The following is a 25,642-nucleotide window of genomic DNA, read 5'->3' as shown; positions in this document are numbered from 1 at the left end:
TCTCTTTTAATTAAAATTTAAGGTTTAAACCAAGTGTAAATTGACGAACAGGAGGGTTGTTTAGGTTGACAGTAATTTGTCTGCCTGGTACACCCGTGCCAATCACGTTACCTGATGAAGAATTGTTGTTTCCTTCAGGGTCTATTCCTAAGTTGTCACGTACCAATGGAGCATAAATAATAAAAGGATTAGTAGTGTTTAAGTATACTCTCGTGCTGCTAATACCCGTTTTCTTAAGCAATTTTGGACTGATTGTATATCCAAAGTTTATACTTCTCATTTTTATAAATGAACCGTCACGATACTGCAATACAGATTGGAAATCTTTAACACCTGCGTTAGCATCTGGGCGAGGGAATGTATTGCTTGGGTTGTCTAATGTCCAATAGTCAGTTACGTATTGGTTTTGTCTTCCTTGGTTAAAGAAGTTATAGCCAGAGCCACCACCTGAAGTACCCGAAAGGTATGAAACCAAGGCTTTTTGTCCGATACGAGCATATGCAACAGTTGACATATCAAAACCTTTGTATGAAATTCTATTTGTCAAACCGCCTTCCCATTTAGGTTGGAAATTTCCTAATATTTGTCTGTCCGCTGCGTCTATTTTGCCGTCTCCGTTTACGTCTTCTACTCTGATTTGTCCAGGTAACTGCACCGGTGATGTTTGCTTACCTAAAGAGCCGTCAGTAGCATCAGAAGTTTGCCAAATACCCAACATTTTGTAGTCATAAATAACCGTTAGTGGCTCGCCTACAAACCATCCGTTTCCTTTGTTGTCTAACTCCGTAGGAGTAGTAAGTTGCGTAATTTTTTCTCTGTTAAAGAAATACGTCACATCTGTGCTCCAGTTAAATCCGTTTGGATTTCTCAAGATGTTAAATGTCACCGATGACTCAAAACCTTTACCTTCTGTTTTTCCAAGGTTTTTAAGTGTAGAACTCGCTCCATTACTTTGAGGTAAGTTTACCGAAAGCAAAATGTCTTTTGTTTTTTGGTGATAAATATCAAAATTACCCACGATACGGTCGTTAAATAAGCCAATCTCTAAACCATAGTCTGACTGAGAAGTTGACTGCCATCCTAAGTCGGTAGCAGGTAAGTTAGTTACGGTATATGCCAATACTTGACCCGCCACTGTAGTTCCAAAATTGTAATATCCAGAAGATAAAGCACCCAAAGTAGCGTAAGCTCCTACGTTTCTGTTTCCTGAAATACCCCATCCTCCTCTTAGTTTTAAGTTAGATATAAATGGCAGGTCTTTCATAAAATCTTCGTCTATGATATTCCATCCCAAACCGATAGCCGGGTAGTTAAAATATTGGTTTCCTGGAGATAGGGTAGATGAGCCGTCTCTACGAAGTGTAGCAGTAATCATGTATTTGTCGTTGTAGGTATAGTTTACTCTTCCCATGTACGACAACAGACCCGTTTCAGAGAAGAAATTGCCATTGTTTGCATTTGCTGTAACCGCACCCGATGCCAAAGCAAAGTTCGATGTTTTGATATAGTCAGCTGGTATTCCTTTTACGTTAAAGTTTGAACCCAAACTGTGGTTTTTTGTCAACTCATAAAGAGCTGTAACACCTAATCTGTGTTTTTTAGCAATGGTTTTGTCATAGTATAACAAATGCTGAATGTTTACATCCCAATATTCGGTATTGCTGATGTCGCCGTTTGATGCACTTTGTGCCGTAGCGTTGTTTACATACGTGTTTGGTGGTCCGTAGCCATTAAATGACGACTGGCTAAAGTTAAGACCTGCATTGAACCTATATTTAAGGCCATCTATGATATTTACTTCACCATAAAGGCTGTTAAATGTACGTATCGACCTTGAGTTGTTAAGTATGTCTGCTTCTCTTGAAATCAAAGTAAGTGGAGAAACCTGAGCTGCATCTATACTTCCAAGTTTTGGGTAAAGGTTTACGGTGCCATCTTCGTTGTAGGGCTTTGCCAAAGGAGAAAGTCCTGCTAAGAAAGTAGGGATTCCGCCACCACCGGGAGTGTTTGTATGGCTAAGGGTATTGATGGTGTTTAAGCCTACTTTTACACGTTTTCCTATTTTTTGATCCAATGTAGCTCTAATGTTCATACGGTCAAAATTTTGGTTTGGCATAATTCCCGTTTCGTTGAAATATCCCAATCCCATACCGTATTGCGTAGTTTCGGTTCCGCCTTGTAGACCTAACTGATGGCTGGTGTTAAAACCTTGTTTGTAAAGCAGGTCTTGCCAGTCTGTGTTTATGCCCAAAGCCTGATTTTCTTGCTCGATATTGGTCAATGGATACGCCGAAGAACCCGGTGAAACCGTGTTTAGAGCAGCTGCGTCTTGCTTGAATTTCGAGTACTGCTCGGCGTTCATAATGTTGTATTTGCCCATGGCATTGGTTATTCCATAGTAACCATCATATGACAATACCGGCTTACCTGATTTTCCTCTTTTGGTAGTGATTAAGATAACACCACCCGCACCTCTTGAACCATAAATGGCCGTAGCAGATGCGTCTTTTAAGATTTCCATGCTGGCGATATCGTCTGGGTTGATATCATTTAGGCCACCAAATGGAATTCCATCTACCACTACCAGTGGGCCGTCTAGTCCGTCGCCGTTTCCGGTAGTAAGTGTACGGTTACCTCTGATCCTAATTTGTCCCTGAGTTCCCGGTGTAGAGCCATTACTCACTATAGAAACCCCTGCTGCACGACCTTTTAGGGCGTTTAATAGGTTAGGTGCTGGTACTTCTTTTAGAGTAGCCTCACTTACCGATGTTACGGCTCCGGTGATGTCTCTTTTTTTCTGAGTACCGTATCCTACCACAATAACCTCGTTTAGAGCCGAAAGGTCTTCATCTAAAGTTATGTCAATCACAGTTTGGTTGCCCACTGTTACTTCTGTGCTTTTGTAACCAATAGAACTTATCACCAAAGTTTGGGTTGGTTTAGCTGCAATCGTGTAGCTTCCTTCGCCATTCGCTGTAGTACCGATAGTAGTCCCTTTTACTTGAATAGACGCCCCAGGAATAGCCTCATTTGTAGTAGACTTTACAGTTCCTTTTATGGTTTGTGCAGCCACATTGAAACTGCAAGTCACCAGAAACAGGATAGCCCACCTGAAGTAGTGCTTTCTGCTTTGATCAATTAAATAATTAAGGTTGAGTTTTTTCATAAAATTGGAAATATGATTGATTTGATAAATAATATAAACTTGCTTATAGGAACCTATTAATTTCAGGGACAAAGTAAGGTTAAGGCAAATTCTTTAAGTAGCACAAATCGCCAAATCTATATTCCAAATGTTTAAAAATTGAGGTATTTTTCTTGCCTGTGAGCTGTGTTTTTTAAAAAAGTGTAAAAAAGACAATTAATAAATTTTTTTAATAAAAATATAAGTATTCTAATTTATAGTAGTACGGTATAAATAATTTGACAGGGAAATAAAATAGAAGCCCCCGATTTGAAGAAATCGAGGGCTTAAGTGGGAGGGCTATTTTTTAGATAAAAAGGATGTAGCTTTTAAAGTTCTTTGGTTTTGGGTCTATGGCTTATTCTCCTCTTTTTTGTTTGGCAAATTCGCTTGGGGTCATGTCGTATTTTGCTTTAAATGCACGTGCAAAATAGTTGGGATTTGAGAAGCCCACTTCATACCCAATCTGGGATATTTTCATATCGCTTTTTTCTAATAACACCGCCGCTTTTTTTAGCTTCATGGAGCGGATATATTCTACCGGGGTTTCGCCAGTAAGGCTCAAAATCTTGTTATAAAGGGTGCCTCTACTCATAAACATTTTTTTGCTTATGTCTTCAATCGATATTTCTGCATTGCCTATGTTTTCATCTACATATTGCGAAACCTTAAGGAGCAGTTTCTCGTCTTCGGAGACTATCTCTTGTAGCGGAGTTTCAATTTTTATTTGTTTGCTGTAGGTATTTTTTAGACCCAGGTTTAGGTTTAAAAGATTCGCGATTTTGAGGTTGAGCACCTGAAAACTAAACGGCTTAGTGAGATAGTCATTGGCTCCCATCTCGAGTCCTTTTATTTCGTCAGACTCTTCTGACATCACCGTCAGCAATATTATCGGAATGTGTTTGGTACGTGGGTCATTTTTTATTTTGTTTAAAAGCGTTATGCCGTCCATATTTGGCATGTTGACATCACTCACTATGATGTCTGGGTGGTGAGACAAGGCCTTTTGCCACCCTTTTTTACCGTCTTCTGCTTCTATTATTTTGTATTTCTCTTTTAGGTTTTCGGTCAAATACCTGCGGAGGTCGTCGTTGTCGTCTACCAATAGCAGCACGGGTTTTTCAAAGGCCGACTGCTCGTCGGTTTCTACGCTTACTGTTTTAGACTTCCTTGGTTTTTCTATTTCGGGCAATGCCGTTTTAGACTGCATGGGTTTTTCGGCCAAAGGCAAATGCACACTAAATGTGCTACCCAAGCCTACTTTGCTCGTGACAGAAATGGTGCCTCCGTGCAGTTTCACAAATTCCTGTATGATACTCAAGCCTATGCCGCTGCCTTGGTTTAGCATTTGCTCGTCGTCGTTGAGTTGTACAAACCGCTCAAAAATCTGATCCACTTTGTCTGCAGGTATCCCGATGCCGGTGTCTTCTATCGCAATTACGATTCCGCCTTTTGCAGATTTCGGTTTTATTTGTAGGCTCACGTTTCCGTTTTCGTGGGTAAACTTTATGGCATTTGCCAGCAGGTTTACCAGTATTCGCTCTATTTTGTCTTTGTCAAAAGCCGTGTAATATTCCGAAATAGAACTTTCAAAATCGAGGTGAATGTTTTTGCGGTCAGAGATATATTTAAATGAATCAAAAATCTCTTTGGTAAACTGAATCAGGTCGCCGTCGGTCAAGTTTAGGTTTAGCTCGTGGTCTTCTATTTTTCTAAAGTCTAGCAATTGGTTCACCAAATTGAGCAGTCGCTTTGCGTTTCTATTAATGATGTTTAGCATCTCCAGTTTTTCGGTGCTTTGCTCTTGGTTTATTAAACTTTCGCTCGGGTTAAGCACCAAAGTCAAAGGTGTTTTTAGCTCATGGCTGAGGTTGGTCAAAAACTTCACTTTTAGTTTTTCGAGCTCCATTTTTTGTTCTGCTTCTTTTCGCTCCGAGGCTATAAGGTGCTTCACCTCTAGGCGTTCTTGTTTGAGTGCAAATTCGTTTCTGAGTTTCTCAATACCTCTTCTGCGGATGGTATAGAAAATAAATGCAAATGTCAGTAGGTATAAAAAATAAGCCAGATAGGTTCTATAAAAAGGAGGTTCTACTGTAATCTCAATCAGTTTTTCAGGAGTTTGCCAAGCACCGTCTTCGCTTTTGGCTTTTAGTCTAAACGTGTAGGTGCCGGGGTCCAAGTTGGTATACACCGCCGTATGTTTAGAGCCCACGTGGTTCCATTCTTTTTCGAAGCCATCTAATTTATACGAATATTGGGTTTCTTCGGGTGCCGTGTAATTCAGGGCCACAAAGTCCAAAGAGAAGTTTTGTTTGTAGTTGAGTGTAATCTCTTTTGCCACCGATATGTGGTCCTTTATTTCGGAATCATCTTCGGGGTTTATGCTTTTGTTTCCTATTTTGAGGTCGGTTATTATTAAGGTAGGCGTATTTTTGTTTTGAAAAAGCGACTCGGGTTTAAAATAGTTGAAGCCCTCTAAACCACCAAAGTACAATACGCCATCGCTTGAGGCCAAGCCCGCTCCGGCATTAAACGAGCTCTGCTGCACGCCGTTGTGGTGGTTGTAATTCTTGAATATTTGATTCTTTATGTCAAATGAGCTGATGCCCTTGTTTGTACTTACCCAAAGCTTCTGATTTCGGTCTTCTAGTATTTGGTAAATGACGTCGTTTGCGAGGTTTTGGTTTTCACCAAATTGGCTAAATGTTTGGGTTTTGTAGTTGTATAGGCATAATCCACCACCGAGCACACCCACCCAAGTTTGACCCGATTTGCTGCAATAAATGTCAAGGGCTTTGTCCATGGGCAGCTTGCTGTTGCTGTTGTTCCTGACTTCTATTTTTCCGGTGGCCGTATCTAAAATCGCCACGCCTGATCCATTCGAGCCCAACCAGAATCTACCATTTCGGTCTATTTCTATGTCTGTGATGTAGCCATTTATTAGTTTGCTTATTTGCGGAAAAGATTCACTCAGTCTTTTAAGTGTTTTAGTTTGTAGGTTATACAAAAAAACGCCGCCGCCGTTTGTGCCTATCCATATATTGCCTTTTTGGTCTGCTTTGAGGCAGTTTATAGCAGGGTTGGCTTTTGCCGCTTCTGTTTTAGGGATCTCTATTTTGCCTACTACTCTTTCGGCTCCATTTATTTCATATAGTCCGTCTTCGTAGGTGCCTGCCCAGAGGGTATTGTCTGTCATTTCTAAGGCCGAAAAAACCGCCACTGAGCCCTTGCTGTTTGAAACCGCTACTTTCCGAAATACTTCTGTTTTTGGGTTAAATACATTTAGTCCACCGCCAAATATTCCCACATATATTTCGCCGTTAGGCCTTTCTTTAAATGAGGTAATGGAGCTTCCGCTAAGCCCTGTTTTATCGAGTGGGTTATGTTGTTTGTAGTTAAAAAACGCCAGGTTGCTGTCGTATTTGTTGATGCCGTTTTGGTGGGTTCCAAACCAAAATATGCCGCCGTTGTCTATGTATAAATCACGAATGGTGAAGCCCACTATTCCGTTTGTGAGGCTATTGGGATTTTTGGTTGCTCTTTTTATTCGGGTTACATGCTGGCTTACCGGGTCATAGATATTCAAGCCGTTTTCGGTGCCTATCCAGAGTTTTTGGTCTTTGTCAAATGCGATTTTGAATACCCGATTGTTGCTAATGCTATTTGGGTTGTTGGCTTGGTTTTTTAGGAAAGAAAAATTTCCTGATTTTGGGTTTAATTGGATAATGCCCGCTTCGTCTGTTCCAAACCAAAGGTTGCCTTGGCGGTCTTCGGCTATGGTTCTGATGCCGTTGTTGCTTACCGTTTTGGGGTTGCTGGGGTTTTGCAAAAGGCGTTTAAAAGCACCTGTTTTTTTGTTAAAAAGATGAAGGCCGTTGGTGGTGCCTACCCACACGCGATTTTTACTGTCTTCAAAAATACATAATACTATGTCAGAGTTTAGCTTATTGGGGTCTGATGGGTTGGCTCTATATGAAATTCGTTTGTTTGTTTTTGGGTCAAAATAATAGAGCCCCGTGTAGGTGCCCACCCAAATATTTCCCAAATGGTCGGCTTCCAAACTCCTGATCCAGCCGTAGTTATTAAAATCGAAGTTTTTGAAATTGTTTAGTCCCCTGTTGTAAAGCGAAAGTTTGTCGCCCGTGCCCACCCAAAGGTTGCCGTTTTTGTCTTCTTCAAGTGCCATTACTGAGCCACGGCCTAGGCTATTGGCGTCACCTTCTTTGTGTCTGTAGATGTTGAAATTTTGGCCGTCAAATTTATTCAAACCATCTTCTGTGGCAAACCACATAAAGCCATATTTGTCTTTCAAAACGGCGTTTATGGTATTAGATGCGAGTCCGTCTTTGCTGTTATAGTTAGTAAAATTATACACCTTTTGCTGCCCAAAGCCGAATTGGACAGTCAAAAAGAGTAGAATCAGTAATATTTTAGCTTTCATTGAAAAACAGGAAGGTTATTGAAATCCAAAGTTTCTTTTTTATCAAAAAAAGCACTTTGTTTTTTCAATGATAAAATTAGGCAAAACTTTCATACAATCTTTCATTCAAAGCCAATGAAGTGCGATAAGGTTTTGGCTCATGACCGAGAAATCCAAAGTAAAGCGATTTTTAAAATCGCTGCAAAAAATGCCTTAAAGGTCTGCTAATATGAATGAAGCTTTTTTCGAGCTTTAGTTTTTGTAAAAATTGAAGATTAAATAATCAGCTATTTTTCAATAAAACGATTGGGTTTTTCGGAGAAAAATAAGCTCGATTTCTCAACTAGTACGTAGAATTTTCTCCATTTTTTTTCCTTTGGCCAATTCATCCACGAGTTTGTCGAGGTATCTGACTTGCTGGGTGAGGGTGTTGTCTATATCCTCTATTCGGTAACCGCAAATTACGCCTTTTATGAGCCCGGCATTTGGATTTACAGTAGCTTTTTCAAAGAAGGTTTTGAACGTAACTTTCTTGTCTATAAGCTCATGGATGGTCTTTTGGTCAAAGCCCGTAAGCCAAGTGATTACCTCATAAAGTTCAGCCAAGGTGCGGCCTTTTTTCTCTACTTTTACTATATAATGCGGAAAAACCGAAGCAAAGGTCAACTTCGCTACTTTTTCGTTATGTTCGGGTGTTACTTGCATTATTTTTTGTTATAAATATTAAAAATCAGACTATTAATGATTTTAGATTTAATGTAGAAGTTAATTTCTTAGCCTCTTCTTCTTAAGTTTATTTCTTATATCTGTTAACCTATTTAAATCTTCATTATTAATTCCTAAAGTAGGATTTAATATATTAAAGTCATTCGCTGAAAGTATCTCCTCAATATTTGTTTTTTTTTCAAATTCAGATGTGAATTTTTCAAATTGCTCCTCACTGATTTCCTTATATGGAATTGGTAATTTCTTAAATTCGCTAGGAATTAGTTCTAAGACGCCACCGCCATAGTATCTGCCTTCTAATTCAGAAAGTAGAAGTGTTAAAGTATTGTAAAATGAATAAATAAAACTATTTAAATCATAACCATTTCTCATTTTTACTTTATAGGCTGAGTCGGTTACTAAAGCATTAGATGAGTTCTTAAGTAACTTTGGGTATAAGTGGCTTCTTTTAAAGAAGAAGGCGTCAGGTTTTTCTGAAATGTTTGGAATAACATACCATTTGTTTCTAATTTTACATTTATATCTTTCTTGAATTTGTTTTAATTCTCCAATGTCTAAATATTCTCTTAGTTTTTTAGATATCTTGTCATTTTCATTAAGCTGTAATAATTTTGTAGGGCGTTTGTTTTTTTCCAATTTTTGAATGTCGTCCTCATTAAATACAACACTTCCATTTACAAAAAAACCTTTTTGGATTATTGGTTTTGTATAACTCGATAAATTATAGTTTTCCTCAGTTTCTTTATCTATAATAAAAAACTTATTAGCAGCTGTTACTATTCCCGGTTTAGAATCGGAGTAATCATTAACTGTTTTAAGTTCTTTCTTTAAGTTGTCTATAAAAGTTAATTCATCTGAAGTTAAAAAATGGTGTGTCCACTTCACATTTGACTCAACTAGTAAATTGTTTTTCCTCAGAACGAAATTATTTTTTTCGAGTGATTCTCTAGACAAAATATTAGTAAAGAATTCTCCTTTTTGCACTGCTTTTTTATAAGCAAAAAGAACAATTGTATCTTGTCCTTTGCATTCAAACATTAAGTCATTAAAAGTGAAAATTTCAATCCTTTCAAACTCCGTTTTTAAATATTCTCGAATTTCTTCTGCAAATTTAACTTGCAATAATTCTGAGGGAAGAACAAATGCTAGAATGCCGTTTTTGGCTAGTAAAGTATTCGCTTTGACTAAAAATGTAGTCCAAATGTTTTTAACTGATGCTTCAGTTAAATTTTCATTGGCATGTATTTCTTTACTAAGTTCAATTTGTTTTGATGTAAGTATGTTTTTTTTAACATACGGAGGATTCCCAATAACAACTGAAAATTGTTTTTCAGTTAAATATTCTAAGAAATCTACTTTTTCAAAAGAAGCCGTTTTTTTACTCCACTTTTTAGAAGCTGTTTTTAATTCAACCTTGTTAATGTCTAAAGCAGTTAAATTGATGTTTAGGTTTTCTTCCTTATCTAATTCAGAAATGAAAGCACCATCACCAACACTTGGTTCCAAAATTGACATACGGGTTCTGTTTTCAAAATGAGATAGAACTCTTTTTGAAATAAAACTCGCCAAATATGAAGGCGTGTAATAAGAACCTGTACTTTTCTGATTAGTCATTTGTGCTAAAAATTTGTCTAAAGATATCTGTTATTTCTTTTGTTATTTTGTTATGAATGTTAGATAGTTCTTGATTATTAATTTCTTTTAATTTTAAATCTACTTTCTCTTCTAAAACCATTAATTTTTCAATTCTCCACATTAATGAATGAATAGGATGCCACAGCATCAATTCATCTTTTATATGAATTGCTAGAGCATTCCCTGCAAATGGAATTATTCTTCCATTTGAGTTTCTAAAAAAGAGATTCTTGTAATTATCATTTGTTGGTTTTAAAAAACCAACAGAACCATCATTTTCTTTGTTTTCATCATCTGTAGGCCATTTGTCCCATTTTGCCCTATTACAATATGAACAAGAATATATTAAATTGTCATACTGATTTTTTGGTATAGTAGGAGTAAAGTTTTTTGGTGTACAAGGAACAAAATGGTCAATCGCAAAACTTCTGATTCTATAGTTGTGGTTATCATTGCAATAAGCACACCTTTTTTTGAAATCAATACTGAGTATATCTCTATATTGAGAATATGTAGCGTAAATTGGAGGATTAGCTCTGTGTTTGGGGGTTTCTTCAATAAAAATATACATTGTTAATCCAATTTTTTTAAAAGTGCCTCAGTATGTTTAATTAAAATATCTAATCGTTCATTTGTACCTTCACTAAAATATTTTTGAGGAATAGCATCATAACCTGAAATTGATTTTGATAATTTATTATTCAATTCAATATAGCGATTCTCTTTATCTCCTAATTTTTCTCCATTTTCAATTAAAACCTCTAAGACTTTTAATTCAGCAATATCTTCTTCAATATTATTTTGATGTACTTCGATTTCTAAAATTAATTCTTCTACAAACTTTTTTTTATGAGCAGCATATTCTGGATTTATGAAAGAATAAATTTGAGCTTTATCTACTACAAAGCGAGGGTTTATTTTTTTACTTTCCTTTTTCGCATTATCAACATCTTGCGTAAGAACAAAAGCTGGAAAATCTCCAAATTTATCCCATAATTCATTAAAAAAATAATCTCCATTAAAAGGAAATCCGCTATTATGATCTTTCAATTTGTAATCAATTGAAAGTACATCAATTTTTTCTGATTTAATTATATCCATAAGTTCTTCAATTGAACTTGCGAATTCGATTTTAACGATTTTGAAAACATCTTCAAATATAGCTTCAATTGTCTCTATTTGTTCAGATTCTTCATCAAGAACACCTAATGTATATTTCATTTTAATTTATTTTTTTAAACCAAAAGTTAATTTCAAATCCGGTTTTAGGTTTTGATAATAACACTTTTCCTTTATTACTATCTATTGCAGATTTTACAAGCCACATTCCAAGTCCAGTTCCTATCTGATTTCCTAAATCATCAGTTTTAGAAGTTTCAAATGGCTTGAAAATATCATTTATTTTAGTATAGTCTTTTACAATTCCAGGACCATTATCACAATATTTTATTTTTATAAATTTATCTTCTAGGGTTAATTGCACTGTGATTTTTCTATCTCCTTTAACTCCATTTCTTTGAAACGCTTCGATTGAGTTTGTTATTAAATTGTCGAAAACTGTGTCTAAGTCTAACTCAGATATATTCGTTGTAAATAAATTTTTTGATTCTTCTTCATACTCATATGAAAAATCAATATCTCTTTCTTTGAATAGATTACTATCCCAATCTTGATTAAAACTTGTGAAATAATCTACTAAATTTATTTTCTTATTTTTTCTTCTGTCTTTTTTTGTCAACCCAATAGCAAAATCAATCCATTGTTTTAGTTTTTGGTCTTGTCTGTATAATTTATCAATTTCATTATTTAGATTGATTCCATCTTCTATACTATTTAAGTTTTCTTCATTAATTACTTTATGTAATTTTCTTTTAAGAAGAAATATCCTTGAAGTTAAGTTGTTTTTTATTCCGTGAAATTCGTGTGAAAAACTAGCAATCATAATACCTGCTGAAGCCATTGCTCTAGAAGTAGCTAATTCATCTTCTTTTTCTGAGAGTTTCTTGTCTCTTGCTTTTACACCTTTTTTAAGTTTTTTATTTTTAGATTTAGTGTCCTCTTGAGTTTCGTTTTCGTCATTTTCTTCATCAGCTATACTTCCGCTCTCTTTAATAGCTTCTTCTTCTTTGTTTAAATCTGAATATAGTTCATTAAGATTAAAAGCGACAGTGCTTCTATCGTCTTCTTGTACTTTTATTAAACCTTTCAGAAGATTCTTGAAAAATTCAAATGTTTCACTCTCTCTAATGCCTTCTCTGTTAGATTTATCTTCTAAATGATGATTGTCGATTCGAGAGAATTTTACAACTCCAGCAACTTGATTTGGTCTAACTCTACTTCCTTTTCTTGAAAAAGCTGCAGGGTTTTGACCAAAACGTTCTCCCAACATTAGCCAATCATAAGAATGTGTATTTACTTCACCATATGGTCTGATTCTAAAATCATCTCTATATAATTTTATACCACCAAATTTTTCTATCCATTGACCTCTATTACCTAAAAATTCTTTCTGATAATATTTTTCTCTGTCATTTGTTGATAAAGTGTTTTTTAAGAAATAAAAAGTAAACTCGAAATCTCCGATATTTTGAAAAATTCCATTTTCATTCGTCACACCTTTTATTATTTCATTAAATGTTCTATTAATTTCAAACTTTTCTTCCTTAAAAGTCTTATTATCAAAAGGAAATTCAGTCATATCCTCATAACTGAACAGTGCCTTAGGAATCATGTTGTAATCAAATTCATTTCTATGAATTTTAATTTTAATATTGAAATTTTCATTTTTGGTGTATTTTGCAACTAATTTATAATCATAATCTTTAAAATCTTCATTTTCAACTAAACCGTATTTTTCAGGTTCTTCATTGCTTAATAACCATATTTTTATTTTACTAAGGCCTTCTGGCGGGTTTAATAATTCTAAGGTTTGAAAAACTTTTGAAATATTTGAATCAGTCCAATCATCCCTTAAGTTATTTATAAAAAGTGCGGTTCCATTAATAATTGGTTTTTTACTATTGATTTCATCAAGTATTGAAATTACTTTTTTATTAGTAATGTTTCCTTTTAACTGATTAAAATAATTAGAATTTTCAATATCATTTATTTCTGCAAATACTTCATTGATTTTAACATTTCTGCCTTCTTTATCTTTTTTTTCAAATTTATTCCAATCTACCTCCCATTTAAATCCTTTACCTGTTTCCTTTTTTGGGAAAGTTATCATTGAACAAGTTTCACCGAGACGATCTAATGCAAATCGACCAATTCCTTTTGCTCCAGATTTTATTCGCCCTGATTTGGTAATAGCATTATATAGTTTATCATCAGTGCCAATAGTCATCCATTGTTCCGTAATGATTTTATCATCCATTCCATCACCAGTATCAATTATTAGGATAGAACTATTAGTTTTATCAAGAAGGATAATAGAATTTTCTGAGTCTGCATCATAGCAGTTTTTTACAAGTTCAATCAATGCTCCTTCAGCATTGGCGACATTTTCACGTCCAATTAATCTTGCTGTTCTTGCCGAAACTGTAAAAGGTATATTTGCCATTTTTATTGACTCTCTAGTTTTAAATTCTTGCATACTTCTTCTAAAACCAAAGATGGGTTTGTGTCAATTGCTAACGCAATTAGATATAATTCTTCAGCCGTCAGTCTAGTTGATTCTTTCAAGCTTAATTCGCTAAGTCGAGAAGTACTTATTCCTGTTCGTCTAGAAATTTCAGCTTTGTTAACTGACTTTTTATCTAAAAATTTACCTATTTCAGTCATTTGTTTAGAATTCTTTGATACAAATATATAATATTGGGATGAATATTTAGATTTTCGGGATGTTTTATAAGATGTCGGTATTCCTTAGGATTTCCTAGTTGGAGGATTTCATGTGTTTTGAGTGGCAATTTTGGGGTGGTTTTTCCCCTGTTTTCTTTTATTTATTTGTTTTTAGCATCTCCAAAATATCGCTGGCTCCGTCTAGTTGGCCGTGTTTGTTTATTAGAGCGTTTAGGTCTTTTATGGCGTCGGCAAACATTTTTTTCGCATTGTCTGATTTCTTAAAAAGGGCAATACTCGTGGAATAGCTATCTATCGCGGATATGTAGTCGCCTTTTACCAAGTAGGCGAGGCCCAATGTGTTGTGGGTTTCGCTTATGTTTGGGTTTAATTCTATGGCCTTTTTGTTTAGTTCTATGCATTTATCGTACTCGCCTTTTTCGTACGCTTTTCTGCCTAAGTTGCCAAACATTTCGGCTTTTGACTCGTTCACGGTTTTTTCAACCGTTTTAGTTTCTTCTACTATGGCCACTATCTCAAAAGTCACCGCAAAACCTTCTGTGGCACTCGGATTTTTAAATCCCAAATACCAGTTTCCTGATAGAATATCTTTGACCTGAACGGTTCCGTTTTTGAAGTTTTCTCTCGAGCCGCTTCCTTTATAAAAGTACTGGGTACGCCAGTTTTCTACTTTATCATTAAATATGTCTGCGTTTTTTTTGTCCATCAAATAGATGTCGCACACGCCTGATCCCGAGGGGGTTAATATAGAGTTGGTGGCAAAGGCCGTTATGCCGGTGGGGTCATATAGTTTGGTCATCTGCGACAATAAACCAATGGCGGCGTTAGAGCCTTCTTCTTTTGTGGTTGAGAATGAATAGTACCACTCCACGGTGTTTGGGGGCAGTGTAAAATTAAACAAGGCCCGTGACTTTCCATCGAAAGTGGCCCTGGCTCCGCCATTTATAAAAAACGTTTGTTGCGGTACTACCTGCACGGCCCTTCTCTCTTTTTTTACGGCCTGTGCCTGTACCGAAAGTGTCAAAAAAGTGAATAAAATGTATATTAAGACCTGTTTCATTTATGTCTGTTTAAATTTCTCCGCAAAGATTGGTGTATTGTTTGGTAAGTTCTGCTTTTTACTAAATAATTATTCTAAAAAAATAGCCTCAAAACGTATACGTCTTGGGGCTAATCTATATTGTTGAAATGAGGTTTTATGACTTATAAATTACGCTTTATCTTTTCGGTTACTTTGTTTAAAATCTCAAACGCTACTTCGGCCATTTTGTTGCCTCCTGTGTCTAGCAGCGGGTTTACTTCTACTACTTCGAGACACACCACTTTTTTGGAGGCTACTATTTGTTCTAATATTTGGTTGATTTCGTCTTGGTCAAATCCCTTGGAAACCGGTGTGCCGGTGCCATCCGAAACCAAGTCTTTATCCATGGAGTCTACGTCAAAAGAGATGTAAATAATGTCGCAATCGCTGAGTTTTTCTAAGGCTTCTGCAACACAGTTTTTTAGACCTCTAAATCGAACCTCTTCTACTTTGTAGTTTTTTATAGCTAATTTCTCAATCGTTTTATTTTCAGCCTCTTCGGTATCTCTCACTCCAAAATATAGCAAATGCTCCGGTCGAAGTTTTGGGCCATTTATGCCGATGTTTTTCATGTTTTCCCAATAGTCTTTGGTTTCTGCTATGGGCTCATTTACTTGTAAGTGCGTGTTGTCTAATCCCAGTGCTGCCGCCAAAGGCATTCCGTGGATATTGCCCGAAGGCGAGGTAAATGGCGTGTGAATATCGGCATGAGCATCTATCCAAAAAACACCAAGGGTTTTGTCCTGAAAAGCATTTTTGATGCCGCTGATAGTACCCAAGGCAGATGAGTGGTCGCCCGAAAGTAAGATTGGGAAGTAGTCTGCTTTTAAGTTTTTGGCTATTGCGTTTGACACTCGCATGCACTGCTCTGCCACATGCCCGATTCGTTTCGCAAACGAATTGTGGTCTTTGTCATATATGGACTCGTTGTGCGTCGAAATGTCTTCTGATGGGAACTCGTTAAAATAGTGGTTTCCTTTTACTATGGCGGCTATTTCCATGGCATCTATGCCTAAGTCTGAACCTCTTGTGCCGGCTCCAATATCTGATCTATTTTTAAGGATTTTTATATTCATATCTGGTTTTGTTGATTTTCGCAAATAGTCAAGTTTTACTTAAATTTAATACCAAAGAGTCATATATTTCTTTTTTAATCAAAATGCTGGAGTTTTGAATAAAATTTGGGTTTAAAAGTTAAATATGAATTTTTGGATTTTCGTCTATTTGGTTTTTGTATAAAGGTGAAGAGTGTTTGTTTCAAAGAAATAAGCATGTGGTTTTCGTAAAACTAAGTGTTGTTCTTAGAATAAAATTACTGTTAAACGGGTAAGAAAAATAGAAAATAAATCTTTACATCGCCCTGCACTGTTTGAGCACTGTTAAAATTCTTTTAGGAAGTTTATTTTTGTTAGAACATTAACAATAAGAATTTTAATTGTGCGAGATTGCAGGACGGTCGGCCGCTGCCGTGCTGTTTTTTTTGCTCTGTTTTTTTTTGAAGGGTCCGGCCTACCGGAAAAATGGAGGCCCCGCTGGCAGGCGACCCAGTAAATGAAAGGGGGGGCAAAATGGTTAAAAAAATGGCTTCAATGGTAGGCTTAAGCCATGTTTTATTTAAAAATAAAAATTAACCGTTTGGCAGTAGAATAAAATCAAACAAAAAAAAGCCAAACTCAAACCTCAATTAAGCGGTTGGCTTGGCTTTTTTAATAACTAATCTATGTGCTTTAAAACGAAAATTCTGTTTTTATAGTACTTGTTTTTTTACATTTAATATCAAAGTATCGGCATTTACTCCAGTGAAAATCCCTAATCCGTTTTCGATGGTACTCACTGGCGTTACCAAGTTTTGTGAACTGGTATTGTCGTTTTCGTAAAGAGCTGCATAGTCAGGGTTTAAGCGATACAAGATGATGGCATAACGCCCAAAGTACTCAAACTGCTGCGATTGTAAATTCGATGTACTCGTTTTGATTGGGCGGTTTGTAAACCTCCTTGCTGGTCTTGTGAAGCCTGTTTCGTTGGTCGGAAACTGCACAATAGGCGACAAGGTGGTTTCTAAATATTGGGCTGCCACAAAGTGGTAAATCTCGTCGGGGTTGGTCCACGAAAGATCAATATTAACTCGGGCTTCCTGCTGAAATCCACCACCCTGTGGAGGGCCACCTGGGCCGCCGCCGCTTTGGAAACCCGAGCTGAGATCTCTGTAGATTCGCTCTATTTCGGATACGCTCATTTTAAAACCTACTGGCTTAACTGGCAAAATGGTTGTTGCTGAAACTGTTCGGCCGTTGTGAACAAAACTCATGCTATAGGTTTGGCCTGCAGCACCAAGTTTGGCGGTGGAGACATAAGTGCCTTTTGTTTCTGATTCGGTTAATGTAAAACTCGCACCCGAAAGGTTTTTGATGGTGATACTTAAACCAGAAATAGGCACTGAAAACGTAGAGTCCGTTTCGGAATATGGAATTTCGGTAAAAACTTTCATACTGACGGTATGGTTTGGTGCCAAGTATGCTTCTACGATCGGTTTATCGCCTGGGTTTATTACGTTGTTTACATCTATGCAAGACGTAAAACTTAATACGAAGGAGAGTATTATTAATATATTTTTCATTTTAATCTTAAGCTTAGCGTAATGTTAGGTGTGATGCCCAAATAAGTTACATTGGTAGTGTGCAGTGCCGAAACACCGTTTTCTTGCACTATTTCGTATCGTTTATACCAAATATTGGTTCGGTTATAAAGGTTAAATACCGATAGGCCTACGCTGCCGTATTTAAAGTTTCGGGTAGCCGATACGTCCATGCGGTGGTAGGGTATAAATCGGTTTGCGTTTTTGTCAGACGGATTGGTGAATGTCTTGGTGGTTCCGTCTAGCAAGGTGAGGTTATATGTTCCAATGATACTCGTGTAGGGTCTTCCTGTAGCGTAAATCCATGTGGCGGCAAGGTCCCATTTCTGCACGGAATATGTACCCACAGCTTTAAACTGGTGTCTCACATCTTGGTCTGAGAAATACGGTTTATCAGAAAAAGCGGCTACGTTTCTAACGGCCTCGGCTAAAGTGTAGGACAGCCAACCTGTGTATTTTCCAAATTTCTTTTGTACCAAAACATCCATTCCTCTGATGGTTTCCGTTCCGTTAAAAAACGTTTCGGCCACGGCAAGTCCTTGGTTTCCGCCTCCGCCAGGGCCACCCGGTCCGGCAGTTCCAGGGGTGTTAAACTGAGGTACAAATCGGAGGGTGTATTCGGTTATGCCCGTGTTTTGTTTTTGGTAAAACTCAACATCAAACAGATAATTGGCTTTTTCGTAAGCCGCTCCTAAAGTAAGGTGTTTTGAGTTTGTTACCGGAAGGTTATTGCCATCTGCCAATATCCAGAAGTTACGGTTTCCTTGGGTGATGTCTTCTCGGTTTATTTGTTTGATAAACTGGTTATAAATACCTGCTGCTCCTTTTAATTTTAATCTTCTGTTTATTAAGTAATTAAATGTAAATCGAGGCTCGAAATATATCTTTTTGGTTACACTAAAATTACTCACTCTCATGCCCGGTATTAGCTCAAGTTTTCCGTTGTGGCTTCTGAATCGGTCTTGTACGTAAACCGAACTGATGATTCCGTTATCGTCTCTGTTTAGTACCGTCGTGGTGTCGTTTTGGGTGTAGTTAAACTTGATTCGGTTATAGGTCGACATGCCTCCAAACTCTATTTGGTTACTGCCATTTAGTTTGTATTCCCAGTCGGTTTTAAACGAATAATCTTTCAAGTCGTTGGTTTCGTAACGACCTATTCGGGTGGTAAAAGTAGAGTCGCCACGGGTTACACTTTGCTTCTGTGAATTGTCTCTTTCGCTGTAATAGTTCGAAAAACTCACCAAAGTGTTTGAGTATAACTTGCTCCCCCAGTTTCGTGACCAGCGGAGGCTTGAACCCGTGTTTCCCCACAGCCTGATGTCGTTTGTGGTAGTGCCGAGGCCTATGCCCGCAGCTTGGAATCTGCCAAAACCTGAGAAACTAGCAGTTGAGGAGTTGTCCATATTGTCTGTTCCGTTAAATATGCTCCATGAGATAATGTCCTTTTTGGTAGGCTTGTAGGTAAGCTTGGTATTTATGTCGTAAAAGTATGAGTTGGCTTTGGTAGTGGTTTGGAGGTTGTTGCCACCAAAACGGCCACCACCGCCTTGCGGTTGTTGGGCTGCCTGGGTTGAATTGTCGGCTTGAGACGTAAATTTATCAAATATTTTGGTGTAAAGCGGGCCTTTGTATGAGCGTCTGCCTGCTACCAAAACCGTCAGTTTTTTGCCAATTGGTGATTCGTAGTAGGCGTTTGTGCTTAGTAGGCTTAAGTCAAATCCGGCATTTGGTTTTTTGGTGTTTCCTTCTTTTCCGGTTATTTCTGCCACGGCCGATATTCTGCCGCCAAAGCGTGCATCGAAACCGCCTTTATAAAGTTGAATGTCTTTGATGGCGTTGTAGTTAAAGGCCGAAAAGAACCCAAAAAGGTGGTCGACATTATAAACTGTGAAACCGTCATACAGTACCAATGTTTGGTCTGGCGTACCTCCTCTCACATACAATCCCGACGAGTTTTCGTTAGATGCACTTACGCCTGGCATCAGCTGAAATGCTCTGAAGGGGTCTTTTTCGCCTATGTTTGGGAGTTTGGCAATGTTTTTTGGTGTCATTTTGATCATCCCGACTATCTGATTGGCCTGTACCATTTCTGTTTTTTCGGCTGAAATTATTACCTCGTCGAGGTTTTGCGACTCACCTTGCATTTCTATCAGTAGTTTGGAGAAGTTCATGCTTGGCTCTAATCGGAATCTTTTCACCAAATATCCCACATAGGTTGCTTCTAGAATTAAAGTGTCGTTTGGTACATTTTGTAGGGTAAAGTATCCGTCTACGTTTGTTTGGGTGAAGGATTTAATGTTACCTTTTACACCCACTGTAGCAAATGGCAGCGACTCCCCAGTAGCCATATCTTTTAAAACTCCCGAGATACTGAAGTTTGTGCGAGTGGGTTTATGGTTTGAGGGCACATCGGCGGGGTTTGGTTTTGCTGCTTCTCTAATTTTTACGGTTGCGGCATTTGGGTTTTCCATCACTACCACATACGGTAGCTGATTTTGGCTGATTATTAGGTCCAAAAACTCGTGTAGGGTAATATCCTCTAACCAAAGCGTCATTTTTTTATCGGGAATGAGTGTAGGGTCTACGGTTATTTTGTAGCCGTATTTCCACTGTACATCCGTCAAAATTTTGGAGATGGAGGTTTCTGTAAAATTCTCCGATTTGATTTTGATAGTTTTCGTTTGTGCATGTGCGGCTATCATACTCACCATAAACGCGATGAGATTTAGGCTTTTTTTGTACAAACTATGCGTACATGTTTTTTTCATTTGAGCAGGGTTTAAAAAAAAGGAATTAGGTCTTTGGGCAAATGGTTCTCTGTGGATACGTGAGAAAATTTCAAGCTGTTGCTTTCAATGTGTAATGTTTTTGAAATTATATGTGGAGGGGAAAATGCTCGTGAGCTCGCTTGCAGCAGGGATAGAGGCTTTGTTTGAGCTCCTTTTTTTTGGTGGCGATAGCCGCAACAAAAAGAGCGAGTGCCGAAAGCCCGCCCGGCTGCCCAAAAATTATATGAGTGAATTAATGTTTGTGTTTAATATGCGTCTGGGAGGTATGTAAAATTAGTTTTCAGAAATCTCCAAATTATATGCTTTCGTCTCCTTATTTAAAATAATTCTAAATAATACTTGCTTCTTCTAAAATGTCGTTATAGTTTTGGGTCTTATTTATAATTAGTCTAAATAAAAATTAATGAAAAAAATAGTTTTACTCTTACTAATCGGGCAGTATGTTTTTGCCCAAAATATTACATTAAAAGGAAAGGTTTCTACCTCAGATGGCCAAGCCGCGGAGTTTGTAAATGTGGTGATAAAAGGCCTAGCCAAAGGTACTGTAGCTGACGAAAATGGCCGATATGTATTTAATGATTTAAAGGCTGGAACGTATACGGTGCAAGCCAGTTATGTGGGTTTGAAGGCTCAAAATAAGCAAGTTGTGCTGAAAGAAAACGAGTCTGCAGTTTTGGATTTTGAGCTTGAAGTAGATGCCAATGAGCTTATGGAGGTGGTGGTGTTGGCCAATCCAAGTAAGTATGTAACGGATTATCCGTCGGTATCACTGCGATTAAAAACGCCGCTTTTGGAAGTGCCACAAAACATACAAGTGATAACCAAGCAGGTGCTACAGGATCAGCAGATTTTTGATATGCTAGAGGGTGTAACTCGAAATGTGAGCGGTGCTAGTAGGGTGGAACACTGGGACAATTACGCCCAAATAAATATGCGTGGCTCGCAAATAGCGGGTTTTAGAAACGGGATGAATGTGCAGTCTACGTGGGGACCACTGGCCGAAGACATGAGTATGGTGGAGCGGATTGAATTTGTGAAAGGGCCTGCCGGATTTATGCTGGCAAATGGCGAGCCGAGTGGGTTTTATAACGTAGTTACCAAAAAACCTACGGGTTTTACAAAGGGTGAAGTTGGGCTCACGGTGGGGAGTTTTGGCACGTATAGGTCTACTTTAGATTTTGATGGAAAACTGGACAAAACAGGTAAAGTGCTTTACCGACTGAACCTGATGGGGCAACAAAAAGGCTCTCACCGCGACTTTGAGTTTAATAACCGTGCTTCTGTGGCTCCGGTGCTGAAGTTTCAGTTTACTCCCAAAACTTCATTGACAACCGAATATACGTATCAGTTTAACCAAATGTCGGTGATTGGCTCCAACTATGCTTTTTCTAACAATGGTCTGGGCGACTTGCCTGTAAATTTTACTACTGCGGAGGCTAATATGTCGCCTACCAACATCAATGACAATTCGCTTTTTGTGACTTTGGCTCACACCATAAATGCCAACTGGAAGTTTACGGGGCAACTGGCTTATATGAGTTATAAACAAATAGGACAGAGCCTTTGGGCGGGTGGTTTTTCGGCAAATGGCGATACCTTAACCCGTACGGCGTCTATTTGGGATGTGCAGGGAATCACCAAAGTGGGACAGTTTTTTGTGAATGGCGACATGAAAACAGGCGTGCTTAATCACAGAATATTGGCAGGGGTTGATATGGGCAACAAAGACTTTTTTCATGACTGGAACCAAGGTGGGGCATTTGGTAAATTGAATGTGTATGACCCGGTTTACAATACCGTAGCTGCTGCAGATTATCCAAAATATGACCGTAGCCTTAGTCTCAGAGAGCGAGGTGTGCTGTATGGTCAAAAATACTCGGCTCTGTATGTGCAGGATGAGATTAGACTTTTGGATGAAAAACTGCGGGTTACACTGGCCGGAAGGTATACCACAGCCGAAAACTACGATGCGTATTCGGGCATGGGAAAAGCCTCTAAGTTTACGCCGAGAGTAGGTTTGAGTTATTCGTTAAACAAAAGCACGAGCTTGTATGGGGTTATAGATGAGGCATTTGTGCCTCAGGCGGGTGCCTCGTTTGATGGTAAGAGTTTTGACCCGATTACGGGTGGAAATAAAGAAATTGGACTTAAAAAAGAATGGCTCGGTGGCCTCTGGACGTCTACGGTTTCGGCCTATGCCATCACCAAAAATAATGTGTTAGCGGCTGATCCTGAGCATCAATATTTTTCTATTCAAGTAGGACAAACGCAGACCAAAGGGCTGGAGTTAGACCTGAGAGGGCAGCTGCTGCACGGCTTAGACCTGACGCTAAACTATGCCTACACTGATGGAAAAGTAACCAAAAATACGGAAGCTATACTGGTGGGCCAGCAAATAGCCGGAACTTCAAAACATATATCAAACGCGTGGTTGAGCTACAAATTTAGTAACACGGCCTTGACAGGCTTAGGTGCATCGCTTGGGGTGCAATATTTGGGCGGAAGGTCAGCTTGGTACGGTGCCTATGATAATTCGCTACAGACGATGCCCAACTACACACGGGTAGACGGAGCGGTTTCGTATCAAACGGGTAAGTTTGGGGTGGCTCTAAATGTCAACAATATCTTGAGTTCGTACTTGTACTCTGGGGCGTATTATTCGTGGGGAGGCTACTATTATTGGCAAGCCGAAGCTCTTAGAAATGCCCGCTTGAGTATCAATTATAAATTTTAGAAGTTTTGAATATTAAAACTACAATTCGGAAAATCCACCTTTGGCTCGGTCTTGGCACCGGCCTGGTGGTTTTCATAATCAGTATAACGGGGTGTTTGTATGCTTTTCAGGCTGAAATACAGGATGCTTTGCAGGCGTATCGCTTTTCGGAAGTTGAAAATAAACCCATATTGCCACCATCGGTATTTGAAGAGAAAGCTAAACTTAGACTGCCCAAGTGCCATTTGCATGCTATCAACTACCCCGGGAAGGGGCGGAGCGTAGAGGCTATTTATTATGGAATGGAGCCGGTTTCGCACTATTATATCGTGTATTATAATCCATACTCGGGAGCAGAGCTTCACGTTCAAAACATGGATAAGGCCTTTTTTAGGTGGGTGATAAATGGACATTATTACTTGTGGTTGCCACCCAATATTGGGCAGCCGATAACGGCGTATTCTACCCTCATATTTGTATTTATGCTCATAAGTGGCATAGTGCTTTGGTGGCCTAAAAACAAGAAAGCGGCCGGGCAAAGGTTTTGGTTTAAATGGAAAAACAACACAAAGTGGAAGCGTAAAAACTTTGATTTACACAGTATTTTGGGCTTTTATAGCTCGGTTTTGTTGCTGATAGTGGCCATTACGGGCATAGTGTTTGGGATTCAATGGGTGGCTTATGGCATTTATAAACTCGGTGGCGGAGAGAAAGACTTGCTTTTTGTGGAGCCTGTTTCAGGCAAAAATATGGCTGCCGATTTTAATAAACCTGCTATAGACATGGTTTGGGAGAAAATGAAAAATGAGCATCCGGATGCTTTGGCACTGGAAGTACATCCACCCGAAACCGACAGCTCGGTGATAGCTGCAAATGTAAACACCCAAGCAGGCACCTATTGGAAAATGGATTACCGGTATTTTGACCAATATTCGCTTGAAGAACTTAGTGTAAACAATATATATGGCCGATTTAAAGACGCCAAAGGAGCAGACAAACTGTTGCGGCTAAACTACGACATTCACACAGGAGGAATATGGGGGTTGCCGGGCAAAATTCTTGCTTTTTTGCTTTCGTTAGTGGCTGCCAGCCTGCCAGTTACGGGTTTTTTAATGTGGTGGGGGAAACGAAATAAACAAAAAACTTTAAAGCCGTGAATTGTATAGTTTGATAAATTAAAAGGAAGATTGAAGCCGGATAGGGATCAAAGTTTTTTTGGTTCCTATTTTTTTTGGTAAAGTAGTAAACAGAGAGTATTTTATTCACCATTATAAATTCAGCATTAAAGTAATGTTCATTCCTGGCGATTTTTTGAGAAAGTCCAGATTAGACTGGTTTTGCCTTCGGTGCTGACCTACATTTTGTATTAGAAATCGCTTTATCCGGCCATTCATTTTTTACATAATCAAGAACTTAATGTACCAAAAACACGCATGGCGGATGCAACTGCTCCGTCTAAGTAACCCGGAAAGTGGGTGTCGGTTTCTGTGCCAGCGAGGTGGAGTTTGTTGTTAAAATAGCTTTCAAGAAGGTAGGGGTGGCCATTGTTTTGGTGTGCTCTGAGTGCAATCGGGTTTTTAATCGAGATGAATTCATTGTCCCAGATTTTGTCCGTGTAGGATAGATACTCTGGTGTTTCGGGGCCAAAAAGCTTTTTGATTTCTCCGCTAACTATTTCTTCTCTTTGTTGTGGTGAATAGATTGCTGCTGAGCCATTTAAAAAGCCCGTTAGTGCAAATTTGTCATTTTCGAAATTGGAATGATCATATACTTCTACGGCCATTCCCGACTGGCTGTATATGGTGCCAGAAAAACCGTTTTTACGCCAAAATGCCTCCGAATACTCGAGTGAAAACTTAATAGATCCGCTCATCCAAGTTTGCACATTTGCCATTAAGTTGCTTACTTCTTTAGGCAAAGTTGGTGCAAATTCCACCGATTCAGCCAGTATTTGTGGCGGTATTGTACTGACTATTTTTCGTGCTTGAAATAGATTTCCGTCATTGTCTGTAAGTTCTATGAAATCGGCTTTGTCCGCTATTTTTATAACCTTGGTATCTAGTTTTATCTTTTCAGAAGGAATGGTTGCCGCTATTTTTTCTATTATAGCTTGGGTGCCATCTTTCACGCGGTAAGAGGCTTCTTTCGCCTGTGGGGTAAAAAATACTTGAGGCGGAATAAAGGAGTGCGACTGGAAAAATGAGTTTCCTTCGGTGAATTGTTGGAAATAGGGTATTTCTAATTCATTTAATAGTCCAATGAGGTTTTGGTGGGCATCGCTAAACCAAGTTGCACCCATTTCTATAGGTGTTTGGTTTTTGCCTAAAACGGTATCTATTCGTCCACCGAGCCTATTTTGTGCTTCTAACAATACAAATGGGATATTGTTTTTTTGTAAATAATAGGCAGTTGTAAGTCCGCTAATTCCTCCTCCAATAATTATAATTTCTTCCATAAGTGCTTTCAGTAGACCAATGATTTAGTCTAGTATTTTCTTTATCCAAGCAAAACAAGGATTTGGTAGAGATAGTTTTTGTTTATTTTTTTCGAAGGTTTTTAATGACTTAATGATTTAATGACTTAATGATTTAATGTTTGAATGAATGACTGAAGGAATGCTTGAATGCTTGATTGATTGACTGAATGAATGAA

General features: G+C 38.2%; 15 protein-coding genes. 2 read left to right on the top strand and 13 right to left on the bottom strand.

Translation table 11 applies throughout. The annotated features are described in order from the left end of the window. Positions 1–10: 10 nt before the first annotated feature. The 12 genes from ACFOOI_RS11875 to ACFOOI_RS11820 form a co-directional block, all read right to left on the bottom strand. The gene (locus ACFOOI_RS11875) at positions 11–3,166 is read right to left on the bottom strand and encodes a SusC/RagA family TonB-linked outer membrane protein (protein ID WP_379838194.1); all 3,156 of its coding nucleotides are present in this window, start codon (positions 3,164–3,166) and stop codon (positions 11–13) included. 376 nt (positions 3,167–3,542) lie between these two features. Continuing rightward, on the bottom strand, positions 3,543–7,625 hold the full coding sequence (locus ACFOOI_RS11870; protein ID WP_379838193.1) for a hybrid sensor histidine kinase/response regulator transcription factor: 4,083 nt from the start codon (positions 7,623–7,625) through the stop codon (positions 3,543–3,545). A gap of 318 nt (positions 7,626–7,943) precedes the next feature. Further along, positions 7,944–8,309 (bottom strand): DUF2200 domain-containing protein, encoded by a 366-nt coding sequence (locus ACFOOI_RS11865; protein WP_379838192.1) that lies wholly within the window; start codon positions 8,307–8,309, stop codon positions 7,944–7,946. 60 nt (positions 8,310–8,369) lie between these two features. After that, on the bottom strand, positions 8,370–9,944 hold the full coding sequence (locus ACFOOI_RS11860; protein ID WP_379838191.1) for an Eco57I restriction-modification methylase domain-containing protein: 1,575 nt from the start codon (positions 9,942–9,944) through the stop codon (positions 8,370–8,372). Beyond that, entirely contained in the window at positions 9,937–10,536 is a 600-nt protein-coding gene (locus tag ACFOOI_RS11855) for an HNH endonuclease (RefSeq protein WP_379838190.1), read from the bottom strand. Before ACFOOI_RS11855 ends, ACFOOI_RS11860 begins: the two co-directional genes overlap by 8 nt. Positions 10,537–10,538: 2 nt before the next feature. Continuing rightward, the gene (locus tag ACFOOI_RS11850) at positions 10,539–11,186 is read right to left on the bottom strand and encodes a hypothetical protein (RefSeq protein ID WP_379838189.1); all 648 of its coding nucleotides are present in this window, start codon (positions 11,184–11,186) and stop codon (positions 10,539–10,541) included. 1 nt (position 11,187) lies between these two features. After that, the gene (locus tag ACFOOI_RS11845; RefSeq protein WP_379838188.1) at positions 11,188–13,527 is read right to left on the bottom strand and encodes an ATP-binding protein; all 2,340 of its coding nucleotides are present in this window, start codon (positions 13,525–13,527) and stop codon (positions 11,188–11,190) included. Between the two features lie 2 nt (positions 13,528–13,529). Next, the gene (locus ACFOOI_RS11840; RefSeq protein ID WP_379838187.1) at positions 13,530–13,748 is read right to left on the bottom strand and encodes a helix-turn-helix domain-containing protein; all 219 of its coding nucleotides are present in this window, start codon (positions 13,746–13,748) and stop codon (positions 13,530–13,532) included. A 157-nt stretch (positions 13,749–13,905) separates the two neighbouring features. Further along, entirely contained in the window at positions 13,906–14,829 is a 924-nt protein-coding gene (locus ACFOOI_RS11835) for a tetratricopeptide repeat protein (protein WP_379838186.1), read from the bottom strand. A gap of 143 nt (positions 14,830–14,972) precedes the next feature. Continuing rightward, positions 14,973–15,926 (bottom strand): arginase, encoded by a 954-nt coding sequence (gene rocF / locus ACFOOI_RS11830; RefSeq protein ID WP_379838185.1) that lies wholly within the window; start codon positions 15,924–15,926, stop codon positions 14,973–14,975. A gap of 671 nt (positions 15,927–16,597) precedes the next feature. Further along, positions 16,598–17,467 (bottom strand): DUF4249 family protein, encoded by an 870-nt coding sequence (locus ACFOOI_RS11825; protein WP_379838184.1) that lies wholly within the window; start codon positions 17,465–17,467, stop codon positions 16,598–16,600. Then, on the bottom strand, positions 17,464–20,256 hold the full coding sequence (locus ACFOOI_RS11820; RefSeq protein WP_379838183.1) for a TonB-dependent receptor: 2,793 nt from the start codon (positions 20,254–20,256) through the stop codon (positions 17,464–17,466). The genes ACFOOI_RS11825 and ACFOOI_RS11820 overlap by 4 nt, the downstream gene beginning before the upstream one ends. A gap of 424 nt (positions 20,257–20,680) precedes the next feature. Between ACFOOI_RS11820 and ACFOOI_RS11815 the strand changes: the two genes are divergently transcribed. Further along, the gene (locus ACFOOI_RS11815; RefSeq protein ID WP_379838182.1) at positions 20,681–23,011 is read left to right on the top strand and encodes a TonB-dependent siderophore receptor; all 2,331 of its coding nucleotides are present in this window, start codon (positions 20,681–20,683) and stop codon (positions 23,009–23,011) included. A 5-nt stretch (positions 23,012–23,016) separates the two neighbouring features. Beyond that, complete coding sequence (locus ACFOOI_RS11810) at positions 23,017–24,147, top strand: PepSY-associated TM helix domain-containing protein (protein WP_379838181.1); 1,131 nt, start codon at positions 23,017–23,019, stop codon at positions 24,145–24,147. A gap of 248 nt (positions 24,148–24,395) precedes the next feature. On the opposite strand, the gene ACFOOI_RS11805 is transcribed toward ACFOOI_RS11810, so the two are convergent. After that, complete coding sequence (locus ACFOOI_RS11805) at positions 24,396–25,445, bottom strand: flavin monoamine oxidase family protein (protein ID WP_379838180.1); 1,050 nt, start codon at positions 25,443–25,445, stop codon at positions 24,396–24,398. Positions 25,446–25,642: the final 197 nt, after the last annotated feature.

It is taken from the genome of Lacihabitans lacunae, assembly GCF_042649125.1.
Taxonomy (GTDB): domain Bacteria; phylum Bacteroidota; class Bacteroidia; order Cytophagales; family Spirosomataceae; genus Leadbetterella; species Leadbetterella lacunae.
This window is presented reverse-complemented; position numbering and strand designations above follow the sequence as displayed.

Excerpts from the sequence above, each read along its gene's own strand:
- ACFOOI_RS11875 (WP_379838194.1), bottom strand. The coding sequence starts at position 3,166 with ATGAAAAAACTCAACCTTAATTATTTAATTGATCAAAGCAGAAAGCAC.
- ACFOOI_RS11870 (WP_379838193.1), bottom strand. The coding sequence starts at position 7,625 with ATGAAAGCTAAAATATTACTGATTCTACTCTTTTTGACTGTCCAATTC.
- ACFOOI_RS11865 (WP_379838192.1), bottom strand. The coding sequence starts at position 8,309 with ATGCAAGTAACACCCGAACATAACGAAAAAGTAGCGAAGTTGACCTTT.
- ACFOOI_RS11860 (WP_379838191.1), bottom strand. The coding sequence starts at position 9,944 with ATGACTAATCAGAAAAGTACAGGTTCTTATTACACGCCTTCATATTTG.
- ACFOOI_RS11855 (WP_379838190.1), bottom strand. The coding sequence starts at position 10,536 with ATGTATATTTTTATTGAAGAAACCCCCAAACACAGAGCTAATCCTCCA.
- ACFOOI_RS11850 (WP_379838189.1), bottom strand. The coding sequence starts at position 11,186 with ATGAAATATACATTAGGTGTTCTTGATGAAGAATCTGAACAAATAGAG.
- ACFOOI_RS11845 (WP_379838188.1), bottom strand. The coding sequence starts at position 13,527 with ATGGCAAATATACCTTTTACAGTTTCGGCAAGAACAGCAAGATTAATT.
- ACFOOI_RS11840 (WP_379838187.1), bottom strand. The coding sequence starts at position 13,748 with ATGACTGAAATAGGTAAATTTTTAGATAAAAAGTCAGTTAACAAAGCT.
- ACFOOI_RS11835 (WP_379838186.1), bottom strand. The coding sequence starts at position 14,829 with ATGAAACAGGTCTTAATATACATTTTATTCACTTTTTTGACACTTTCG.
- rocF (WP_379838185.1), bottom strand. The coding sequence starts at position 15,926 with ATGAATATAAAAATCCTTAAAAATAGATCAGATATTGGAGCCGGCACA.
- ACFOOI_RS11825 (WP_379838184.1), bottom strand. The coding sequence starts at position 17,467 with ATGAAAAATATATTAATAATACTCTCCTTCGTATTAAGTTTTACGTCT.
- ACFOOI_RS11820 (WP_379838183.1), bottom strand. The coding sequence starts at position 20,256 with ATGAAAAAAACATGTACGCATAGTTTGTACAAAAAAAGCCTAAATCTC.
- ACFOOI_RS11815 (WP_379838182.1), top strand. The coding sequence starts at position 20,681 with ATGAAAAAAATAGTTTTACTCTTACTAATCGGGCAGTATGTTTTTGCC.
- ACFOOI_RS11805 (WP_379838180.1), bottom strand. The coding sequence starts at position 25,445 with ATGGAAGAAATTATAATTATTGGAGGAGGAATTAGCGGACTTACAACT.